This is a genomic window from Streptomyces sp. NPDC005706 (assembly GCF_040631045.1).
In the GTDB taxonomy this organism is placed as follows: Bacteria; Actinomycetota; Actinomycetes; order Streptomycetales; family Streptomycetaceae; genus Streptomyces.
Genome location: NZ_JBEXYS010000002.1, coordinates 624,638 through 640,949, shown reverse-complemented (window position 1 = coordinate 640,949; position 16,312 = coordinate 624,638). Strand labels below are relative to the sequence as shown.

At 71.3% G+C, this 16,312-nt stretch carries 15 protein-coding genes; 7 read left to right on the top strand and 8 right to left on the bottom strand.

The features are described from left to right. Positions 1–203: 203 nt before the first annotated feature. Entirely contained in the window at positions 204–419 is a 216-nt protein-coding gene (locus tag ABZ478_RS06495) for a DUF3761 domain-containing protein (protein WP_359545920.1), read from the bottom strand. Here ABZ478_RS06495 and ABZ478_RS06490 point away from each other — a divergent pair. After that, entirely contained in the window at positions 319–567 is a 249-nt protein-coding gene (locus ABZ478_RS06490; protein WP_359545924.1) for a hypothetical protein, read from the top strand. The two genes, ABZ478_RS06495 and ABZ478_RS06490, sit on opposite strands and share 101 nt — an antisense overlap. Before the next feature lie 381 nt (positions 568–948). On the opposite strand, the gene ABZ478_RS06485 is transcribed toward ABZ478_RS06490, so the two are convergent. After that, a complete protein-coding gene (locus ABZ478_RS06485) occupies positions 949–2,187 on the bottom strand; it encodes an HNH endonuclease (RefSeq protein WP_359545828.1) in 1,239 nt (412 codons plus the stop codon). Between the two features lie 169 nt (positions 2,188–2,356). On the opposite strand from ABZ478_RS06485, the gene ABZ478_RS06480 reads away from it, so the two are divergent. Next, positions 2,357–3,115: a DUF3592 domain-containing protein gene (locus ABZ478_RS06480; protein ID WP_359545826.1), complete on the top strand. Its 759-nt coding sequence runs from the start codon at positions 2,357–2,359 to the stop codon at positions 3,113–3,115. Between the two features lie 173 nt (positions 3,116–3,288). Here ABZ478_RS06480 and ABZ478_RS06475 read toward each other — a convergent pair whose 3' ends face one another. From ABZ478_RS06475 to ABZ478_RS06455, 5 genes are all read right to left on the bottom strand, one after another. Next, complete coding sequence (locus tag ABZ478_RS06475; protein ID WP_359545824.1) at positions 3,289–3,642, bottom strand: VOC family protein; 354 nt, start codon at positions 3,640–3,642, stop codon at positions 3,289–3,291. Positions 3,643–3,845: 203 nt separating this feature from the next. Next, a complete protein-coding gene (locus ABZ478_RS06470) occupies positions 3,846–5,888 on the bottom strand; it encodes a TerD family protein (RefSeq protein WP_359545822.1) in 2,043 nt (680 codons plus the stop codon). A 285-nt stretch (positions 5,889–6,173) separates the two neighbouring features. After that, entirely contained in the window at positions 6,174–6,422 is a 249-nt protein-coding gene (locus ABZ478_RS06465) for a hypothetical protein (protein ID WP_359545820.1), read from the bottom strand. 149 nt (positions 6,423–6,571) lie between these two features. Further along, a complete protein-coding gene (locus tag ABZ478_RS06460; RefSeq protein WP_359545818.1) occupies positions 6,572–7,639 on the bottom strand; it encodes a hypothetical protein in 1,068 nt (355 codons plus the stop codon). A 105-nt stretch (positions 7,640–7,744) separates the two neighbouring features. Beyond that, the gene (locus ABZ478_RS06455) at positions 7,745–8,884 is read right to left on the bottom strand and encodes a Ku protein (RefSeq protein WP_359545816.1); all 1,140 of its coding nucleotides are present in this window, start codon (positions 8,882–8,884) and stop codon (positions 7,745–7,747) included. A 79-nt stretch (positions 8,885–8,963) separates the two neighbouring features. Here ABZ478_RS06455 and ligD point away from each other — a divergent pair, with 79 nt between their 5' ends. Next, the gene (gene ligD / locus ABZ478_RS06450) at positions 8,964–9,842 is read left to right on the top strand and encodes a non-homologous end-joining DNA ligase (RefSeq protein WP_359545814.1); all 879 of its coding nucleotides are present in this window, start codon (positions 8,964–8,966) and stop codon (positions 9,840–9,842) included. 283 nt (positions 9,843–10,125) lie between these two features. Here the strand turns inward: ligD and ABZ478_RS06445 are convergent, their stop codons facing one another. Further along, positions 10,126–10,929 (bottom strand): nuclease-related domain-containing protein, encoded by an 804-nt coding sequence (locus ABZ478_RS06445; RefSeq protein WP_359545918.1) that lies wholly within the window; start codon positions 10,927–10,929, stop codon positions 10,126–10,128. A 349-nt stretch (positions 10,930–11,278) separates the two neighbouring features. Here ABZ478_RS06445 and ABZ478_RS06440 point away from each other — a divergent pair, with 349 nt between their 5' ends. The 4 genes from ABZ478_RS06440 to ABZ478_RS06425 all read left to right on the top strand — a co-directional run bounded on the left by ABZ478_RS06440 (position 11,279) and on the right by ABZ478_RS06425 (position 16,299). Continuing rightward, entirely contained in the window at positions 11,279–12,094 is an 816-nt protein-coding gene (locus ABZ478_RS06440) for a hypothetical protein (RefSeq protein WP_359545813.1), read from the top strand. Then, positions 12,091–13,326 (top strand): ATP-binding protein, encoded by a 1,236-nt coding sequence (locus tag ABZ478_RS06435; RefSeq protein WP_359545811.1) that lies wholly within the window; start codon positions 12,091–12,093, stop codon positions 13,324–13,326. Before ABZ478_RS06440 ends, ABZ478_RS06435 begins: the two co-directional genes overlap by 4 nt. Before the next feature lie 130 nt (positions 13,327–13,456). Beyond that, entirely contained in the window at positions 13,457–14,818 is a 1,362-nt protein-coding gene (locus ABZ478_RS06430) for an FtsW/RodA/SpoVE family cell cycle protein (RefSeq protein WP_359545809.1), read from the top strand. Between the two features lie 23 nt (positions 14,819–14,841). Further along, a complete protein-coding gene (locus tag ABZ478_RS06425) occupies positions 14,842–16,299 on the top strand; it encodes a penicillin-binding transpeptidase domain-containing protein (RefSeq protein WP_359545916.1) in 1,458 nt (485 codons plus the stop codon). Positions 16,300–16,312 lie beyond the last annotated feature (13 nt).

Genomic DNA, 16,312 nt, shown 5'->3' with positions numbered 1-16,312 from the left:
CACCCTTCAAGTGCGACAACCAATCCCTCGAGTGCCAAGCCCGGTCGCCACCGCCGCATCTGTCGTGCCGTCTTCTGTCCGCACACTGCCACGATGCGCGCGCCGGGAACGCCGGAGGGGCGGTGCCGACCGCCTCCCCCATTCAGCGAGACTGGTGGTCCGGTGCTCAGCGCACCAGCCATGGCACCTGCCTGCGACGCTGACTACCGGTAGAAGACAGCTACGCCGCCGTGATGCGAGCAGGCCCCCTGATGGTGAGCGGCGTACGAATACGTACCGTCGTTGCACAGAGCCGTCGCACCGCCGCCCGCGGAATTGGTGCCGCCCGACGAGCTGGACCCGCCGCTGGACGACGATCCGCCGGACGTTGAACTGCCACCCGTTCCCGACCCTGCGGCGGCGTGCGCGGTGACGGTCACCTTCACCTTGACCTTGACCGTCTTCGTCACTGTCGGCGCCGGCTTCGGCTTCGCGGTCTCCGTCGCCGTGGCTGTCGCGGTGACCGTGGCCGTGGCCGTCGGGCGCGCCTTGTGGTCAGCCACCGTCTTCGTCGCGTTCGGGTTCTGACCGTCGGCGCCGGCGCTGCCCACGCCGATGATGAACGCAAGGCCCAGAGCAGGCAGTACGAATCGCTTGCGCGCCCACTTGGGTGCGGGACGGACGGCCGGCGGTCCGGGCGGAGGCTGGAACGGCGGCGGCGGTTGAGGTTGGTAGTAGCTCACGGGGCCCCCCGGGTTGAGTACGTGAGGGTCGAAACTACTTGCGCCGCCGCTCCAAATGTGAGGGATCAGTGAAGAAGGTGGCCTAGTTGTGACATCGCAGCTCCCGATTTGCCCCGCAGGTCACCAATTCGGGGATGAGGGGCAGCCGTTCATCTCGGCCCTGAACCGGTCATCGGTCCCATTTATCCGCCCCATGTAGAGATAGTTGGGGAGCCGGGACGCCAAGTCAGTCGATGGCAAGCCTAGGAGAATTGATGGTGCACAGATTGCGGTGATAGCCGATGTGCGCCTCGTCTATCGGATGCCTTGGGTCGCGACGGAGCGGGCGGGGCTCTCTGCTGTTTCTCGTCCCCCTGACCAGGCCGTCAGGGTCGACATAGATCTCCAAGCCGTCGAAGAGAACGTGGCAGTTGGCGCACAGACACAGGAGGTTCTGCAGTTCGTCGGGGCCGTGGTGGGGTCTGCCCAGGCCTCTTATGTGAGCCGCTTCGCTGTACGGGCGGTTCAGGTAGCGGAGCACCGTGCCGCAGATCTGACACCGATCGCCCTCGAGTTCCTTGACCTTCCTGGCCAGTGCTTCGTCGCGGACGATGACGGAACGGATCTCATCACGGCGCGAAGCGGGGCCGGTCGCCCGCCCGTACTCGTCCACACCGCCGCCGCTGCTCGCGTCATCCGACGGGCTCAACAGACCACCGGCTGTGGTGTATCCGCCCAGGCCCACGCGCTCGAACAGGGTCTGGCGGTCGAGGTCCTCGAGATAGGTGTCGCAGATGGTGGCGATGGCGTCGAGGCGGACCACCGGGTCCCGGAGGAGATCAGCGGTCTTTTTCGTCAAGCCTGCCTGCGGGTGGTGCGCGTCGAGAATGCTCTTCTTCGGCATCGCCTGGGCCGACTCTGTCGGCACGCCCTGGACCTCCCACAGTCCGCTGCTGCGGAGATGCCAGAAGGGGTACTCCGGTGTGGCCTTCGCGTTGGGAAGGCCGAACTCGACGAGAAGGGGCCCCACCACGTCTCGGAACTGGGGCCACGGGGTCATGCGGGGCTGCTCGTCGGCTTGGCGGGATATCGCCCACAGGAGGCTCAACGGCTGGTGTCGGCTGGGGGCTGGGTTTCCCGGGCCGCGGGAAACCCGGAGTGCCCTGAGGCGCTCCAGCAGAGCTGCGCGGTTCCGGGACGTCTCCCCGGTCTCCCCGGTCTCCACCACGAAGCCGAGCTCGCGCAGGCGTCGTGCCACCGTGGCCGCGCCGCCACTGAAGTCCCCCGCGCTCAGAAAATGGCCGGTGGCATGCCCGTGGGCGACACCGGCTATCGCCTTCGAGTCGTATCGAAAACCGTCCAGGACCAGCTCATACGACTTGGCCCGCCCGAAGCCGTAGGTTTGCAGGAAGTTGTCCCGGCCCAGATGGCGGAACTCCTCGGTCGCCGCGACTATGTCTTCGTACTTGATGTCGCCAAGCCCCATGCTCCGAAGATTAGTCGGACAGTACGACAAGACACACGCGCACGCCACGCTCAGCGACGTCCCTGACGGGCCGTGAACCCCGTCGAGCGCCAGCCGAGACGGCCAGAGGCTTCTACAACCCCCACTACAGCCCGTGAGTCTCATCCCGTGACGGGGTGTGGAGGCGTAGATGGATGAGCGCGGATCCGTGCTGGGCGGCGGCCGGGGCGAGTACGGCTCTCAAGTGGGGTGGGGGGTCCTCGCGGGCGGCGTGGCCGTCGTGGTGTGGGTGGTCTTCGGGCCGCTCGGGTCCCTGTGGCTCTATGTTCTCGGCTGGGCGGCCGCGCTGGCTGCAGTGGACGGTGTTTTCAGGCTGGTGCGACCCCAGGGCCTGGCCGTTCCGCCGCCGGGGCGGCTGGTGGCCGGGCTGCTGCGGCTCGGGCCGGAGTCCTGGCTGGTGGCGCCCCGCTGGGCCAAGGTCCGGTTGGCCGCCGGGGGTTTCCTGGTGTTCTCCACCATTGCTGGAGTCATGGGGTGGCAGGCCGCTCAGGAGTACCAGGTGCTGGCTGGTCTCCGGGCCCAGGGCCTCAGGACCGACGCGATCGTGGTCGAGATCACCGGCCGGTCGGAGGAAGGCTGGGTGACCTCCGTAACCGTGCGCTTCAGTACACCTTCCGGTTCCGTGCGCGCGGATGTCGATGTCCCGTCTGGCTCGGCGGACGCCGCGAAGCCAGGGGCGTACATACCCCTCGCGTACAACCCGGCTCACCCCACCGAGGCGCGCGACGTTGCTTACCTCGACGGACGTGAGGCCGACGGAGCACGGCAGGGGGCGATCGTGATCGGGTCGGTCGCCGCGGGTTTTCTGGTGGGGACGGCCATGGAGGTGTTCCGTGTCAGGCGGCGAACGGGGGAGGTGCAGGACACCGGGGCCGGGGTCGCTGAATAGTCCTCGTCACTCCGGCCGCGGCGGCCTTCTGCCGCCGTCCGGGCAGTTCGCGCGACTGTCCGCGAGGCCTCGACGCCCACGCGCTCGGACGTGACCGCGCGGACCTGGCCGAGGCTCGCTCCTTGGCCGGTTGGTGGGCCGGCAGCACGGCTCCGCCGAACCCGAGGGCGAGGTCAGGCGGGCTGCCACAGTTCGATGCGGTTGCCCTCGGGGTCGGTGACCCAGCCGAAGCGGCCGACGCCTTCCATGTCCTGCGTCTCGTCGGACACGTCGGCACCGCCGGCGCGTAGTTGGGCGAGCATGGCGTCCAGGTCGCGGACGCGGAAGTTGAGCATGGTTCGCTGAGCGCGGGAGCCGAAGTAGTCGGTGCCGGACTCGAAGGTCGCGAACACCGTTGGGCCGGCTTCCTGTCGCCACATGCCGTGCTCATCCGCGTCCAGGCCCAGGCAGTCGCGATACCAGGCGCTCAGGGCCGCTGGGTCGGCGGCCCGCAGGAAGTAGCCACCGATTCCAAGTACACGTTCCATGGCGTCATCTTGCCAGGACGGCGATCGAGCACGGGCCGTATCTGATCGGCCTCCCCTCCCGGTCGGCCTCCTCGTGCGTGTCTCCATCAGCTCGGGAGGCCGTCTTCTCGTGTCGGTGGTCGGTGGTCGGCGGTCCGTACGCGGCGCAGACGAGGCCCCGGTCGGTGCCCGGGGCCTCGTGGCATCGGCCGGGGTGCCCGGCCTCAGTTCGTCGTGGCCGGTTCCCTGGTCGGGGCTCGGCGGGGTGCCGGGCGGTCCAGGTGGATCATCACGGACTTGTGGAAGCGGTGTACCGCTTCGTCGACGCTGCGGATGAAGCCGGTCTCGGCGTTGCCGCGGCCGCTTCCCATGCCCTTGAGCAGGGTCAGGCGGAAGCCGGTGATGCGGGTGCCGCTGTCCTTGGGGAGGAGGTCCGCGGGCTCGGGGCGGAGGCGTTCCAGGGTGCCGCGGGGGCCGCCGGTCTCGCCCTCGACGAGGGTTTCGATGTGGAGGTCCGCGGGGGCTTCGGCCAGGCGGCGTACGAGCCGCTTCGCCCATGACAGGGGGTAGCCCTGCTCCGGCGCCGGTACGTCGATGGAGGTACGCAGTTTGCCTGTGCGGAGGTCCGCGCTGACCGCCAGGACGCCGGGCGTTGCGTCGATGCGCAGTTCCGCGTCGAGCCTGCCGTCCTGGCAGAGCTGGTCGGCGAGGCGGCCGCGGCGTTCGCCCGGGTCCGTTCCCCGCCTGGCGCGCTGGACGGGCAGGACCTTCTGGCCCAGTTCGCCGCCCAGACCGAGACACACCTGCCGGATGAGCCGCTCCCAGCTCTCGACGACCTCCAGGGCGCGCGCGTCTCCGTGGCACAGGGTCTCGTCGTCGATTCCGTTGCGTACGGGGACCCAGGCGGGCCCCATGTTCTGGAATCCGTGGCAGCCGGAGTTGTCGTGCTGGAGGTAGTGCAGCAGTTCCTGGAGGAGCCAGGCGTGTGCGGCGTTGCCGACGCCCTCGTGGCGGATCAGCATCTGGGCCTGGTGGGTGACCTCCGCCCAGGAGAGGTGCCAGAGCGCCACCTTGTGCTTGCGCCGTCGGTCGATCTTGACGTCGACGAGCGGGCTGCCCTCCAGCGCGACGTCGTTCGAGAGGGTGATCACGGCTTCGTACCCGCGGCGGGCGGCGATGTCCATGTACGCCTGCACCTGATCGGCCCTGAGGGCGTTGCCGTTGGTCTTCGTCTCGACCAGGGCCGTCCACAGCTTGCCGGCCCGCTCGACGCGAATGACTCCGTCGGGGCGCCGCGGTGAGTCGCCGTGCGGCAGGGTGACCTCGGCGAAGGTCTCCCTGCGGCCGGCCGGCGCTCCGAACGCGGCGGTCAGTCTCCGGCCGAATTCCGGCACCTGTGCCATCACCGACAGCAGCACCGAGGTGGCTCGCATCTCCCGGTCCCGGTCGCTCTTGAGCGCCGACACCGGGAAGAGCCGTGCCTCTCTCCAGGACTCGTTCTCCGCCAGCGTCTTCCTGGCCACCTTGGGCAGGGTGATCTTCTTCTTGGCGGTACGCGGACGGGTGGCCGGTTTCCGTGACTCGTCGGCTTCGGCCGGCCGGCGGGGAGGCGGGACGGCTTCCGGCGTGCTTCGCGGGCCCGGTTCGTCGGCGGGGGCCGGGGCGGTCATGGCCTCCTGGTCGTCGGCCGCCGCGTCGTCCTGTGCCTCGACCGCTTCCGCGTCGTCCTCGATGTCGACGCCGAAGTCCGTTGCCAGGCCGGCGAGACCGGCGTCGTAGCCCTGGCCCACAGCGCGGAACTTCCACTCCTCTCCGCGCCGGTACAGCTCGCCGAAGATGATCGCGCTCATCGAGTCGACGTCGTCGATGGGAAAGTGCAGGAGGTCGTCTCCGGCCCCGTCGGCCAATGACAGGTGGACGTCCTCGAGTTCGCCGAAGCGCGCCGCGTTGTAGCGGCTGGCGGCGACGACCATGCGGTCCACGTCTGCCGGGACCGCGGTGAGGTCGAAGCTGATCCGGTCCTCGTTCCCGTCCGCCGTCGGCGTTTTGCCCAGTAGCTGCACGCTCCCGTCGGCGGCGACCGGGTTGTTGTAGAAGTAGAAGTCGGTGTCGCTGCGGACCTTGCCGTTCACGTCCAGCAGCAGGACGGAGACATCCGCGTCGCCTTCGCCGGTCGGGCTCCCCCAGCCCAGACTGACGATGACCGATCCGACGTTCTCGCTCAGAGATGCAAGAGCCACGTTCGAGCCCTTGATCATTTCATTCATACTGCCCCCAACCGGCGCGAGTCAGGCGCGAAGGTGGCTGGCCCCAACCGCCCGACGCACGACACAACGTGACGTGTCGCACACATGTAACTGTAGTGCCCATGGAGTCGGCGGACTTCTGGTCTTCGAAACTCGGTCACGGCAACTCAAAGGCCCCGGACCGGTGACGGTGCGGGGCCTTTGGTCTCCACCTTGAGATGAGAATCTCTGCCACAGATCGGTGGAGTGGGCGTGGGCTTTGTCAGCCAGGTGCCCGGACCTATTCGGGTGCGCTTGGAGGTGGTCTTACCAGCCTCCGCAGTCGGAGCCGACGTCGGTCCACTGGCCGCCCGGGCTGCCCTCGCCGTTGATGAAGTTGCCGAGCACGCCGTTGCCGACGCCCACGTTGCCGAGGATGTCGAGGTTGAAGTCGTGGGACCTGCAACCGCCGCCATGGCCTCCTCCCATGGGCAGGGCGGTGGCGGGGGCGGCTCCCATGAAGCCGACGCCACCGATGAGGGCGGCCGCCGCAACGGCCGTTCGGAGCTTGCGCATCTGTCGTCCTCCTTCGAATCGGAAGAGCGCACCATCGGAAGATCCACTCGGCGCTCGTTTCGAAGCTAGATCGACTTTCCGCGCGGCGCTCATCGGGGAAGCCATCCGGGGGGTCCGGGAGTTCTCTCGGCTCCCGTCATCGGCTCCCGTCATCGGCCCTGGAGGGACTCCTCGTCGTCGTTGGTGGCGTACGGGTGGACGTGGCTCTCGGCGTCGAAGGGGGCGAACCAGTTCTCCACTCCGGGCGGGGCGTGGTCGAGGGGGTCGTGGGTGGGGTCCTCGGCGAGGGTGTCCGTGAGGGTCTCGAAGGCTGTGGTGACCTCGTCGGTGAGGAGGTCGTAGAGGTCGGCCGCGACCTCGGCCTGGGTGAGCAGGACTCTCAGCAGGATGTCCTCGGCCACGCAGTGGGGGCCGGTGAAGTGGGGCTGGGTGAGGCGGGCCGTCAGGGTGACCGCCGTGACGGTGAGGCGGCGGGCGAAGAGCACGGTGTACTCGTCGGCGTACTGCGAGGGCAGGTCGTCCAGGAGCATGAAGGTGGCGTCGCTCTCGGCCACCGTGGGGCCGTCCTCCTCCAGGCCGGCCAGGTCGGTGAAGAGTTCGTCCACCAGGAGGTCGATGGCGAAGACGAGGGCGCCCGCGGCGATTTCGGCCGCTTCACGGGACACGGTGCGCTCGTTCTCGTCGTCGGAGAAGCCGAAGTGGTCGAGGGGGAAGGCCCTCAGGGCCGGCGCCAGGGTGCGGAGTCTGGTGCGCATGGCCTCGACCTCGGCCCGGTCGAGACGGCCCTGCGCCGGTGCGGGTTCGGCCGCGGCGTGACGGCGGGCGCGTTCCGCCGGGTCGGCGGGCGGGGCGTCGGGGCCGTCGGCGGCGTCGAGGCTCTCCTGCAGGAGCGCGGAGTTCAGTTCCACCGCGCATCGGGTGATCTGCCAGTCGGCGAGCGGTTCGGTGCGTTCCAGGAGTTCCGCCACGACCTCGCGCGCGGCGTCCTCGGCGAACTCCAGCGCCGGTGCGTCCACGAAGAGTTTGAGCAGGGCACCTCCGGGATGGGCGGCTATGACGTCGTCCATCAGCTCGATCTCCATGCCGTCCGGTCCCTCGACCGCTTCGAGCGAGTCGAACCCTTTCCGCAGCAGGAAGATGACGCCCTCCCGCTGCAGCGCGTCGAGTTCCGGAGCGCCCTTGGCAGGGGCCATGGTCACGGTCACCACGTAAGTCACGCCCACATCGTGCCCGAGTCGTCCCACATCAGGGGAGGGAATACCGGTCCATCCCCTGCCCAGGGCCCGCTCCGGGCCTGCTCCGGCCCCGCGCCCGGCCCGCCGTCAGGCCGAGCGCTTGCGGGAGGCCGTCTTCTTCGCCGGTGTCTTCTTCGCCGTCTGCTTGGCCGAAGTGGCGTTCTTGGGTGTGGACTTGGCGGCGGTCTTGGCGGTGGTCCCGGCAGTGGATTCGGGCCCGGAATCGGCGGGGGGCTCGGACGTCGTCCTCGCGGGCGTGCTCTTCTTCGCGCTCCGGGTGGTCTTGGCCGTCGATTTCTTCGAGTCCGCGGTCTTCTTGGCGGGGGCCTTCTTCGCGGTCGTGACGGTGGACTTCTTGCCGCCCGTCTCCTTCGGTGCGGAGCGGCGGCGGGTGAGGGGCCTGACCTCGGCCTCCTCGGCCTCCTCCTTCTCCTCGGTGGCCGGGCGCCCGCCCCGGGACTCGCGGGCGGCGCGGACGCTGTTCTCCAGGGCCGCCATCAGGTCCAGCACCTTGCCGCCCTCGGCGGGCTCGGGGGCCTCGGGCGGGGTCTCGCCGGCCGCCTTGGCCGCGATGACCTCCTCCAGCGCCTCGCGGTACTCGTCGTGCAGGTCCTCCAGGTCGACCTCGCCCAGGGTGTCCATCAGGGCGTCCGCGAGGTCGAGTTCCTTGTCCCGGACGGTGACGTCGTCGTCCGGGGCGACACCCTCGGGGGCGCGTACCTCGTCCGGCCAGAGCAGTCCGTGCATGGCGATGGCGTCGCCGACCACGCGCAGCATCCCCAGCCGTTCCCGGCCGCGCAGGGCGTACTTGGCGATGGCGACCTTGTTGCTGCGCTTCAGCGCCTCGCGCAGCAGGGTGTACGGCTTGGCGGCCGGGGCTCCGCTCGCGGCGAGGTAGTACGCCGCGTCCATCTGGAGCGGGTCGATCCGGTCCGCCGACACGAAGGCGACGATCTCGATCGCCCGGGCGGTCGGGATCGGGAGGTGGGACAGGTCCTCGTCGGAGATCGGGATGATCGTGCCGTCGGCGTCCTCGTACGCCTTGCCGATCTCCGCCTGGCTGACCTCACGGTCCTCCAGCTCGCACACCTTGCGGTAGCGGATGCGGCCGCTGTCCTCGGTGTGGATCTGGCGGAAGGAGATCGAGTGGCTCTCGGTGGCGTTCATCAGCTTGATCGGGATGCTGACGAGTCCGAAGGAGATGGCGCCGTTCCAGATGGATCGCACGTGCCGCGGCCTCCGTTCCGATCGGGCGTTATGCGTGCTGCACAGCTATATGCGGCTACCTGTCTGGGATTGTCATCTTATGACTCCAATCACAGAGGTGGAGGGCCGCAGGGTCCCGCTCAGCAACCTGGAGAAGGTGCTGTATCCGGAGACCGGCTTCACCAAGGGGGAGCTGCTGCACTACTACGCGACCGTCGCGGAGGTGATGCTGCCGCATCTGCGGGACCGGGCGGTGTCCCTGCTGCGCTACCCGGACGGGCCGGACGGGCAGGTGTTCTTCACCAAGAACGTGCCGCCGGGTACGCCCGACTGGGTCATGACCGCCGAGGTGCCCCGGTCGGAGGGACCGGCGCGGATGGTGGTGGTGCGGGATCTGCCGAGCCTGGTGTGGGCGGCGAACCTGGTCGCCGAGTTCCATACGCACCAGTGGCTGGTGCAGTCGCCCGAGGAGGCCGACCGGCTGGTCTTCGACCTGGATCCGGGGGCGCCGGCGACGATCGTCCAGTGCTGCGAGGTCGCGCTGTGGCTGCGGGACCGGCTGGCGGCGGACGGGATCGAGGCGTACGCGAAGACGGCCGGGTCGAAGGGGCTGCATCTGCTGGCGGCGGTGCGGGGCAGCTCGTCGGAGCGGACGAGTGAGTACGCGAAGGCGCTGGCGGTGGAGGCGGAGCGGGCCATGCCGCGGCTGGTGGTGCACCGGATGGCGAAGAGTCTGCGGCCGGGGAAGGTGTTCGTGGACTGGAGCCAGAACGCGGGGCGGAAGACGACGGCGGCGCCGTACACCGTGCGGGCGCGGGTCGCTCCGCTGGTTTCCGCGCCGGTGACGTGGGAGGAGGTCGAGGGGTGCCGGGGGGCGGAGGACCTGGAGTTCTTGGCGGGGGATGTCGTGGCGCGGGTGCGGGAGTCGGGGGATCTGATGAGGGGGCTTGTGGAGGGGCGAGGGGCCGGGTTGCCTTAGGGGCGGTGCCCAGGAAACGAGGGGGAACTGTGCGGGGGTGGCTTCAGGGCTTCTTTCGCCCGCGCCGCCCCTTCCCGCCCCTTCCCGCCCCTGGGAGGGACTCCGTCCCCTGTGACCCCTGCTGGGGGCTGCCGCCCCCAGGCCCCCGCTTCGGCCCTGCGGGCCTCGTCCTCAAACGCCGGACCGGCTGATGATGCCGGCCCCGGTGCTCAGACGGAGGACCGGCTGATGATGTCGGCCCCCGTCCTCAAGGCACCGGTCGGGCTGGTCCGGCCCACGCCGCCTACAGCCTCGCCCACGTTCTCCTGTCGCGGGCCATCGCGTGGAGGGCCTCGGCGTCCGCCGGCTTCAGTACGGCGCCCAGGCGGGCCAGGGTCGGGAGGTCCTCGGTGCGGAGGATGCGGACGCCCCGGAGTGGGGCGGGGGTGCGTATGTCGGTGGGGTCCAGGAGGGCCAGGACGGGGTGGACCTCCGCGGTCAGGGCGTAGGAGGCGCGGTCGGCGTCGGCGCGGAGGCGGCGGAGGACGGGCTCGGGGTCGTGGCGGCCCAGAGTGATCATCGGGTCGGCGACCAGGACCCGCTGCTTGCGGGCGTACAGGGCGTGTACGGCGAAGAGGCCGCCGGGGCCGACGAGCAGATGGTGGATGCGGTCGCCGCCGGGGAGCGGGACGGAGTGCAGGGTGTGCCAGCCTGCGCCTTCCAGGCGGTCCAGGGCCTCGCCGGTGGTCTGCTCGGCGGTCAGGGCGCGGCGGCGCGGGTCGGGGCGGAGCCGGCGGGCGGGGGCGGGGTCGCGGTCCAGGGCGACGAGCAGGGCCTCGCCGGGGCGGTTGGGGGCGAGGTCGTCGTCGGGGTGGAGGGTGAGCCGGGCCAGTTCGGCGGGGGTGGGCACCGGGGGCGGGCCCACGGTCACCGGGCCGGTCAGGAACGGCTTGAGGGCGTCCATCACGTCCGCCTCGCGGTCCGCCGCGATCAGGTTCACCCGGCCGGTGTCACGGTCGTACCAGGCGGCGTTCGCTCCGTCCGGTCCGCACACGTACAGGCGTTCGTGGCCCTGCCGCCGGGCCGGCACCACGCGCAGTCCGTTCATGCCGCCCTCGCCGCCCATGCCGCTCGTGCCGCTCATGCGTGCGTCACCCCCTGAACCATGGGAACAGGCGGGCGCGGTGACGGCAAGAACAAGGTCGGCCTCGGCGGGCAGGGCCTGGGCGGGCGGGTGAGAAGGCCGCGGTCCCGGTGGCGAGCGGCATCCGCGGCCGGCCGGGGCTCCGGTGCACACAGCCGGGGCTTCGGCGCACAGAGCCGGGCCTCGGGTGCGCGGAGCCTGGGGCTCGGGGCCTCCGGTGCACAAAAAGGACTTTCCTACGAGTTGCGCATAGGGTGTACCGGCCTCGGCCGACGCCGTCGCCCTCACTGTCCCCTGAAGCACCAGGAGCCCCGTGTCAGCCCGCAGGCCAGCCCGTCGCAGCGCCCGCGCCGCGGCCGTCGTCGCCCTTCTGTCGGTGGCGGGGGTGGGCTGCGGGGACCGGGGCGGGCTCGAGGGCGCCGGGGCGACGCCGACGGCGGTCGGCCCGGCCCGGCTCTGGCCGGATCTGCGGCCGGCGTCCAGCCCCGCGTACCCGTACGCCGTGGCGACCCGGGAGACCGTCAAGGGCGTCACGGTGCCCGGCGACGACGTCCGGAAGGTCGATCCGGTGGACGTCGTACTGGCGGAGATCGCCGCGCACCTGGACGACTACGGGTCGAAAGGGGCGTACCACGCGACCGTGGACCGGGTGCGCGAGTGCGCGCCGGGCGGGGTGCGGGCGCGGTGTCCGCTGCTCAGTGCGTACTACCGGGATCTGACCGGGGACGGCCGGGACGACATGACGCTCGGTTTCCGGCTGTACCCGACCAACCAGACGGCGGTACGGGTCTACACGGTCGAGAAGCACCGGCTGGTGCGGGTGCTGGCCGACAACGACGCGATCATCGGGGTGGAGCTGGCCGGGCGGGCCCTGATCGAGCGCTCTCCGGCCGGGATCGCCGGGTACGAGTACCGGACCACCTGGATCTGGGATCCGGACCGGCGCGCCATGGTGTTCTCCCGGGACGAGTTCCTGCGCACGGGCAGGGTCCCGCACGGCCGCAAGCCGTCCCCGTCGGCGTCCGCGGCCCCGCCGGCATCCGTATCCGCAGCCCCGCCGGCATCCGTATCCGCGACCCCGTCGGCATCCGCGACGGCGTCCCCCGGCGCGTCCGCGAGCGGCTCATGAGGCTCGCGCTGCCCCGGTGGGCCGGGGCGCTGGCGGTGAAGGCGGCCGCGTTCATCACGGTGATGAGCTGCGCGCTGGCCGCGCTGCTCGGGGTGCTGGTGCATGTGTCGGTCACCAACCAGACGGTCGGCAGGGCCCGCGACCTGGCGCTGTCCCGGCTGGACGACGCCACCGCCGCGTACGAGGCCGGGGACGCGCTGCTGCCGGGTGCGGGCCTGGACCCCGAGGGGCTGCCCGGGCGGCTGCGGGCGCTGGCGGTGGCCGGGAAGCGCGGCACGACGGTCTCCTCGCACCAGGGGCGGCCGACGATGTGGGCGGCGGGTCCGGCCGACGGGCACCGGGCGCTCGCGGTGGAGGTCGACTACTCGCAGCAGGCGCGGACGATCGCCGGGCTCGACCGGTCGATCCTGTGGTCGTCGGCGCTGGCGATCGGGGCGACGGTGCTGGTCGGCGCGTTCGCGGTGACCCGGGTGACGCGGCGGCTGAACGGCACCGCGCGGGTGGCCCGGCGGATCAGCGCGGGTGATCTGGACGCCCGGGTGAACGACCCGCGGACCAAGGATCCGACGCGGCCGCAGGACGAGGTGGCCGTGGTCGCCGCCGCACTGGACTCCATGGCGTCGTCGCTGCAGGGCAAGCTGCTGAGCGAGCAGCGGTTCACCGCGGACGTGGCGCACGAGCTGCGCACGCCGCTGACCGGGCTGCACGCGGCGGCGGAGCTGCTGCCGCCGGGCCGGCCGACCGAGCTGGTCCGGGACCGGGTGGCGGCGCTGCGCACGCTCACCGAGGACCTGCTGGAGATCTCCCGCCTGGACACCCGGCGGGAGCGTCGCGAGCTGGACTTCGAGGAGCTGGGCTCGCTGGCCCAGCGGGTGGTGCGGGCCTCGGGGACGGACACCGAGGTACGGATCGTGCGCGACGCCCGGGTGGAGACGGACCGGCGGCGTCTGGAGCGGGTGCTGGGCAACCTGGTGGCGAACGCGCACAAGCACGGGCGGGGGCCGGTGGTGCTGACGGTGGACGGTCCGGTGGTGACGGTGCGGGACCACGGGGACGGCTATCCGGAGTACCTGGTGGCGCACGGCCCGCAGCGGTTCCGGACCGAGGGCGGTGCCAAGGGCCACGGGCTGGGGCTGACGATCGCGGCCGGACAGGCGGAGGTGCTGGGCGCCCGGCTGACGTTCGGCAACGCGGTGGACGGGGGCGCGGTGGCCGTTCTCACCCTGCCCTGAGCTCTCACCCTGCCCTGAGCGAGGGAGGTGAAGGCCGGCGCGTGCCCGGTTCCGCCCGACGGTCGCCCGCTGACGCGCCCCGCTGGGGCGCCTGCCCGGCCGGACTGTCCTGTTTGGGTAAGTTCCGGACATGACGAAGGCCGGAACCGCCGTGGCCGAGCCGCGGGCCCCCGCGCACGGCCCACGCCTGCCCCGGCGCCGTGGCGTCGAGCTCGCGCTGATCGTGCTGGCCGTCCTGCTGTCCGTGTACGGCTACTGCGCGGTCGGTCTGGCCAGGAGCGGCAGGGTTCCGCCGGGGGCCGCCGGTTACGGTGCCGGGCTCGGGGTGCTCGCCCTGTTCGCGCACTTCGTGGTCCGCAAGCGGGCGCCGTACGCCGATCCGCTGCCGCTGCCCATCGGTGTGCTGCTCAACGGGCTCGGCCTGGTGCTGATCTACCGGCTGGACCTGGAGACCCCGGGCGACCGGGCGGCGCCGGCCCAGCTGGTGTGGTCGACGCTCGGGGTGGGGCTGTTCATCCTCGTGGTGCTGATGCTGCGCGACCACCGGGTGCTGCAGCGCTACTCCTACGTGTGCGTGGTCGCCGCCCTCGTCGCGCTGCTGCTGCCGATCCTGTTCCCCGCGGTGAACGGCGCGCGCATCTGGATCAGGATCGGCGGATTCTCCATCCAGCCGGGCGAGTTCGCGAAGGTGCTGCTCGCGGTGTTCTTCGCCGCCCATCTGGCCGCGAACCGCAACGCGCTCGCCTACACGGGCCGGCGGCTGTGGCGGCTGCAGTTCCCGACCGGGCGGGTGCTCGGCCCGATCGTGGCGATCTGGCTGCTGAGCGTCGGCGTGCTGATCCTGGAGCGGGACCTCGGTACCTCGCTGCTCTTCTTCGGTCTGTTCGTCGTCCTGCTGTACGTCGCCACCGGACGCACCGGCTGGATCGCGGTGGGCCTGCTGCTCGCCGTGCTCGGCGCGGTCGCCGTGGGCCGCCTCGAACCGCATGTGGGCGGCCGGATCGAGGACTGGCTGCACCCGTTCGCCACCATCGAGGCCGGGCAGGGCCCCAACCAGCTCTCCCAGTCCCTGTTCGCCTTCGCCGCGGGCGGGGTCCTCGGCACCGGGCTGGGGCTCGGCCACTCCGTGCTCATCGGCTTCGCCGTCAAGTCGGACTTCATCCTGGCGACGGCCGGGGAGGAGCTGGGCCTCGCCGGCCTCGCCGCTGTCTTCCTGCTGTACGCCCTGCTCGTGGAGCGCGGCTTCCGGGCCGGTCTCGCCCTGCGCGAGCCGTTCGGGCGGCTCCTCGCGGTCGGGCTGGCCTCGATCCTGGCGCTCCAGGTGTTCGTGATCGCGGGCGGGGTCACCGGGCTGATCCCGCTGACCGGCATGGCGATGCCGTTCCTCGCGCAGGGCGGCTCCTCGGTCGTCACCAACTGGGCGATCGTGGCGCTCCTGATCCGGGTCAGCGACTCGGCCCGCAGCCAGTACGACGGGCGGGAGGCGTCGTGAGCGAGTACGGCGGCGGGCTGGTCATGACGCGGTACATCCGGCACGCCTCCGCGTTCTGCGCCCTGCTGCTGGCGGCGCTGCTGGTCAACGCCGCCCGGGTGCAGGTGTTCCAGGCCGGTGCGTACGAGTCCAACCCGGCCAATCGCCGTGCCACCATCGCCCGTTACCAGCAGCCGCGCGGTGACATCCTGGTCGGCGGCGAGCCGGTCACCGGTTCCACGGACACCGGTGAGCAGCTGCGCTACGAACGCACCTACCGGGACGGCCCGTTGTACGCCCCGGTCACCGGGCACGCCTCGCAGCTCTACGGCACCACCTTCCTGGAGGACGCGGAGGACGGGGTGCTCTCCGGCGCCGACCCGATGCTGGCGCCGCTGCCGCTGTGGAACGACGTGACGCGGGGCGCCGGTCCGGGCGGCAACGTCACCACCACCCTCGACCGGAACGCGCAGCGGGCCGCGTACGACGGGCTGCACGGACGCAAGGGCGCGGTCGCCGCCATCGAGCCGGCCACGGGCCGCGTCCTGGCGCTGGTGTCGACGCCGTCGTACGACCCCGCGGAGCTGTCCGGCAACAGCGAGGCGGCGGCCTCGGCGTGGGCCCGGCTCAACCACGACCCGGAGAAGCCGATGCTCAACCGGGCGGTACGGCAGACCTATCCGCCGGGGTCGACGTTCAAGGTGGTCACCGCGGCGGCGGCGCTGGACGCCGGGGTGGTCCGGGACCTGGACGCGCTCACCCGCTCCCCCGACCCCTACCGGCTGCCCGGCACCAGGACCCGGCTGACCAACGAGGGCGACGGCTGCAAGGACGCCTCGTTGCGGGAGGCGTTCAAGTGGTCGTGCAACACGGTGTTCGCCAAGCTGGGCGTGGACGTCGGGGTGTCGGGCATGTCTGCCACGGCGCAGGCGTTCGGCTTCAACGACACCCGGCTGCGGGTCCCCTTCGCCGTCTCCCCCAGCACCTTCGACACGCGTGTGGACAGGGCGCAGCTGGCGCTGTCCTCGATCGGCCAGTACAACACCCGGGCGACGCCACTGCAGATGGCGATGGTGGCGGCGGCCGTCGCCAACGGCGGCCGGCTGCGGACGCCGTATCTGGTGGAGTCGACCACCCGCCGGGGCGGTGAGACGCTCACGGGCGGCGGGATGCGGCCGGACCGTCAGGTGATGCGCCCGTCGACGGCCGCGCGGCTGAAGGAACTGATGACCGACGTGGTCCGGGCGGGCACCGGCACCAACGCGGCCATTCCCGGCGCCACGGTGGGCGGCAAGACGGGCACCGCCCAGCACGGCCTCGGCAACGCCGGTGTGCCGTACGCCTGGTTCGTCTCCTGGGCGCAGGGCGACGACGACCTGGAACCGAAGGTGGCGGTCGCCGTGGTGGTCGAGAACGCCTCGGCGGACCGGGGTGAGATCAGCGGCGGCGGGGACGCGGCTCCGATCGCGAAGGACGTGATGCGGGCGGTTCTCGGCCTGTGAGACGGGGGTACCG

Coding starts and splice junctions, on each gene's coding strand:
- ABZ478_RS06485 (WP_359545828.1), bottom strand. CDS start 2,187: ATGGGGCTTGGCGACATCAAGTACGAAGACATAGTCGCGGCGACCGAG.
- ABZ478_RS06480 (WP_359545826.1), top strand. CDS start 2,357: ATGGATGAGCGCGGATCCGTGCTGGGCGGCGGCCGGGGCGAGTACGGC.
- ABZ478_RS06475 (WP_359545824.1), bottom strand. CDS start 3,642: ATGGAACGTGTACTTGGAATCGGTGGCTACTTCCTGCGGGCCGCCGAC.
- ABZ478_RS06470 (WP_359545822.1), bottom strand. CDS start 5,888: ATGAATGAAATGATCAAGGGCTCGAACGTGGCTCTTGCATCTCTGAGC.
- ABZ478_RS06465 (WP_359545820.1), bottom strand. CDS start 6,422: ATGCGCAAGCTCCGAACGGCCGTTGCGGCGGCCGCCCTCATCGGTGGC.
- ligD (WP_359545814.1), top strand. CDS start 8,964: ATGACTCCAATCACAGAGGTGGAGGGCCGCAGGGTCCCGCTCAGCAAC.
- ABZ478_RS06445 (WP_359545918.1), bottom strand. CDS start 10,929: ATGAACGGACTGCGCGTGGTGCCGGCCCGGCGGCAGGGCCACGAACGC.
- ABZ478_RS06435 (WP_359545811.1), top strand. CDS start 12,091: ATGAGGCTCGCGCTGCCCCGGTGGGCCGGGGCGCTGGCGGTGAAGGCG.
- ABZ478_RS06430 (WP_359545809.1), top strand. CDS start 13,457: ATGACGAAGGCCGGAACCGCCGTGGCCGAGCCGCGGGCCCCCGCGCAC.
- ABZ478_RS06425 (WP_359545916.1), top strand. CDS start 14,842: ATGACGCGGTACATCCGGCACGCCTCCGCGTTCTGCGCCCTGCTGCTG.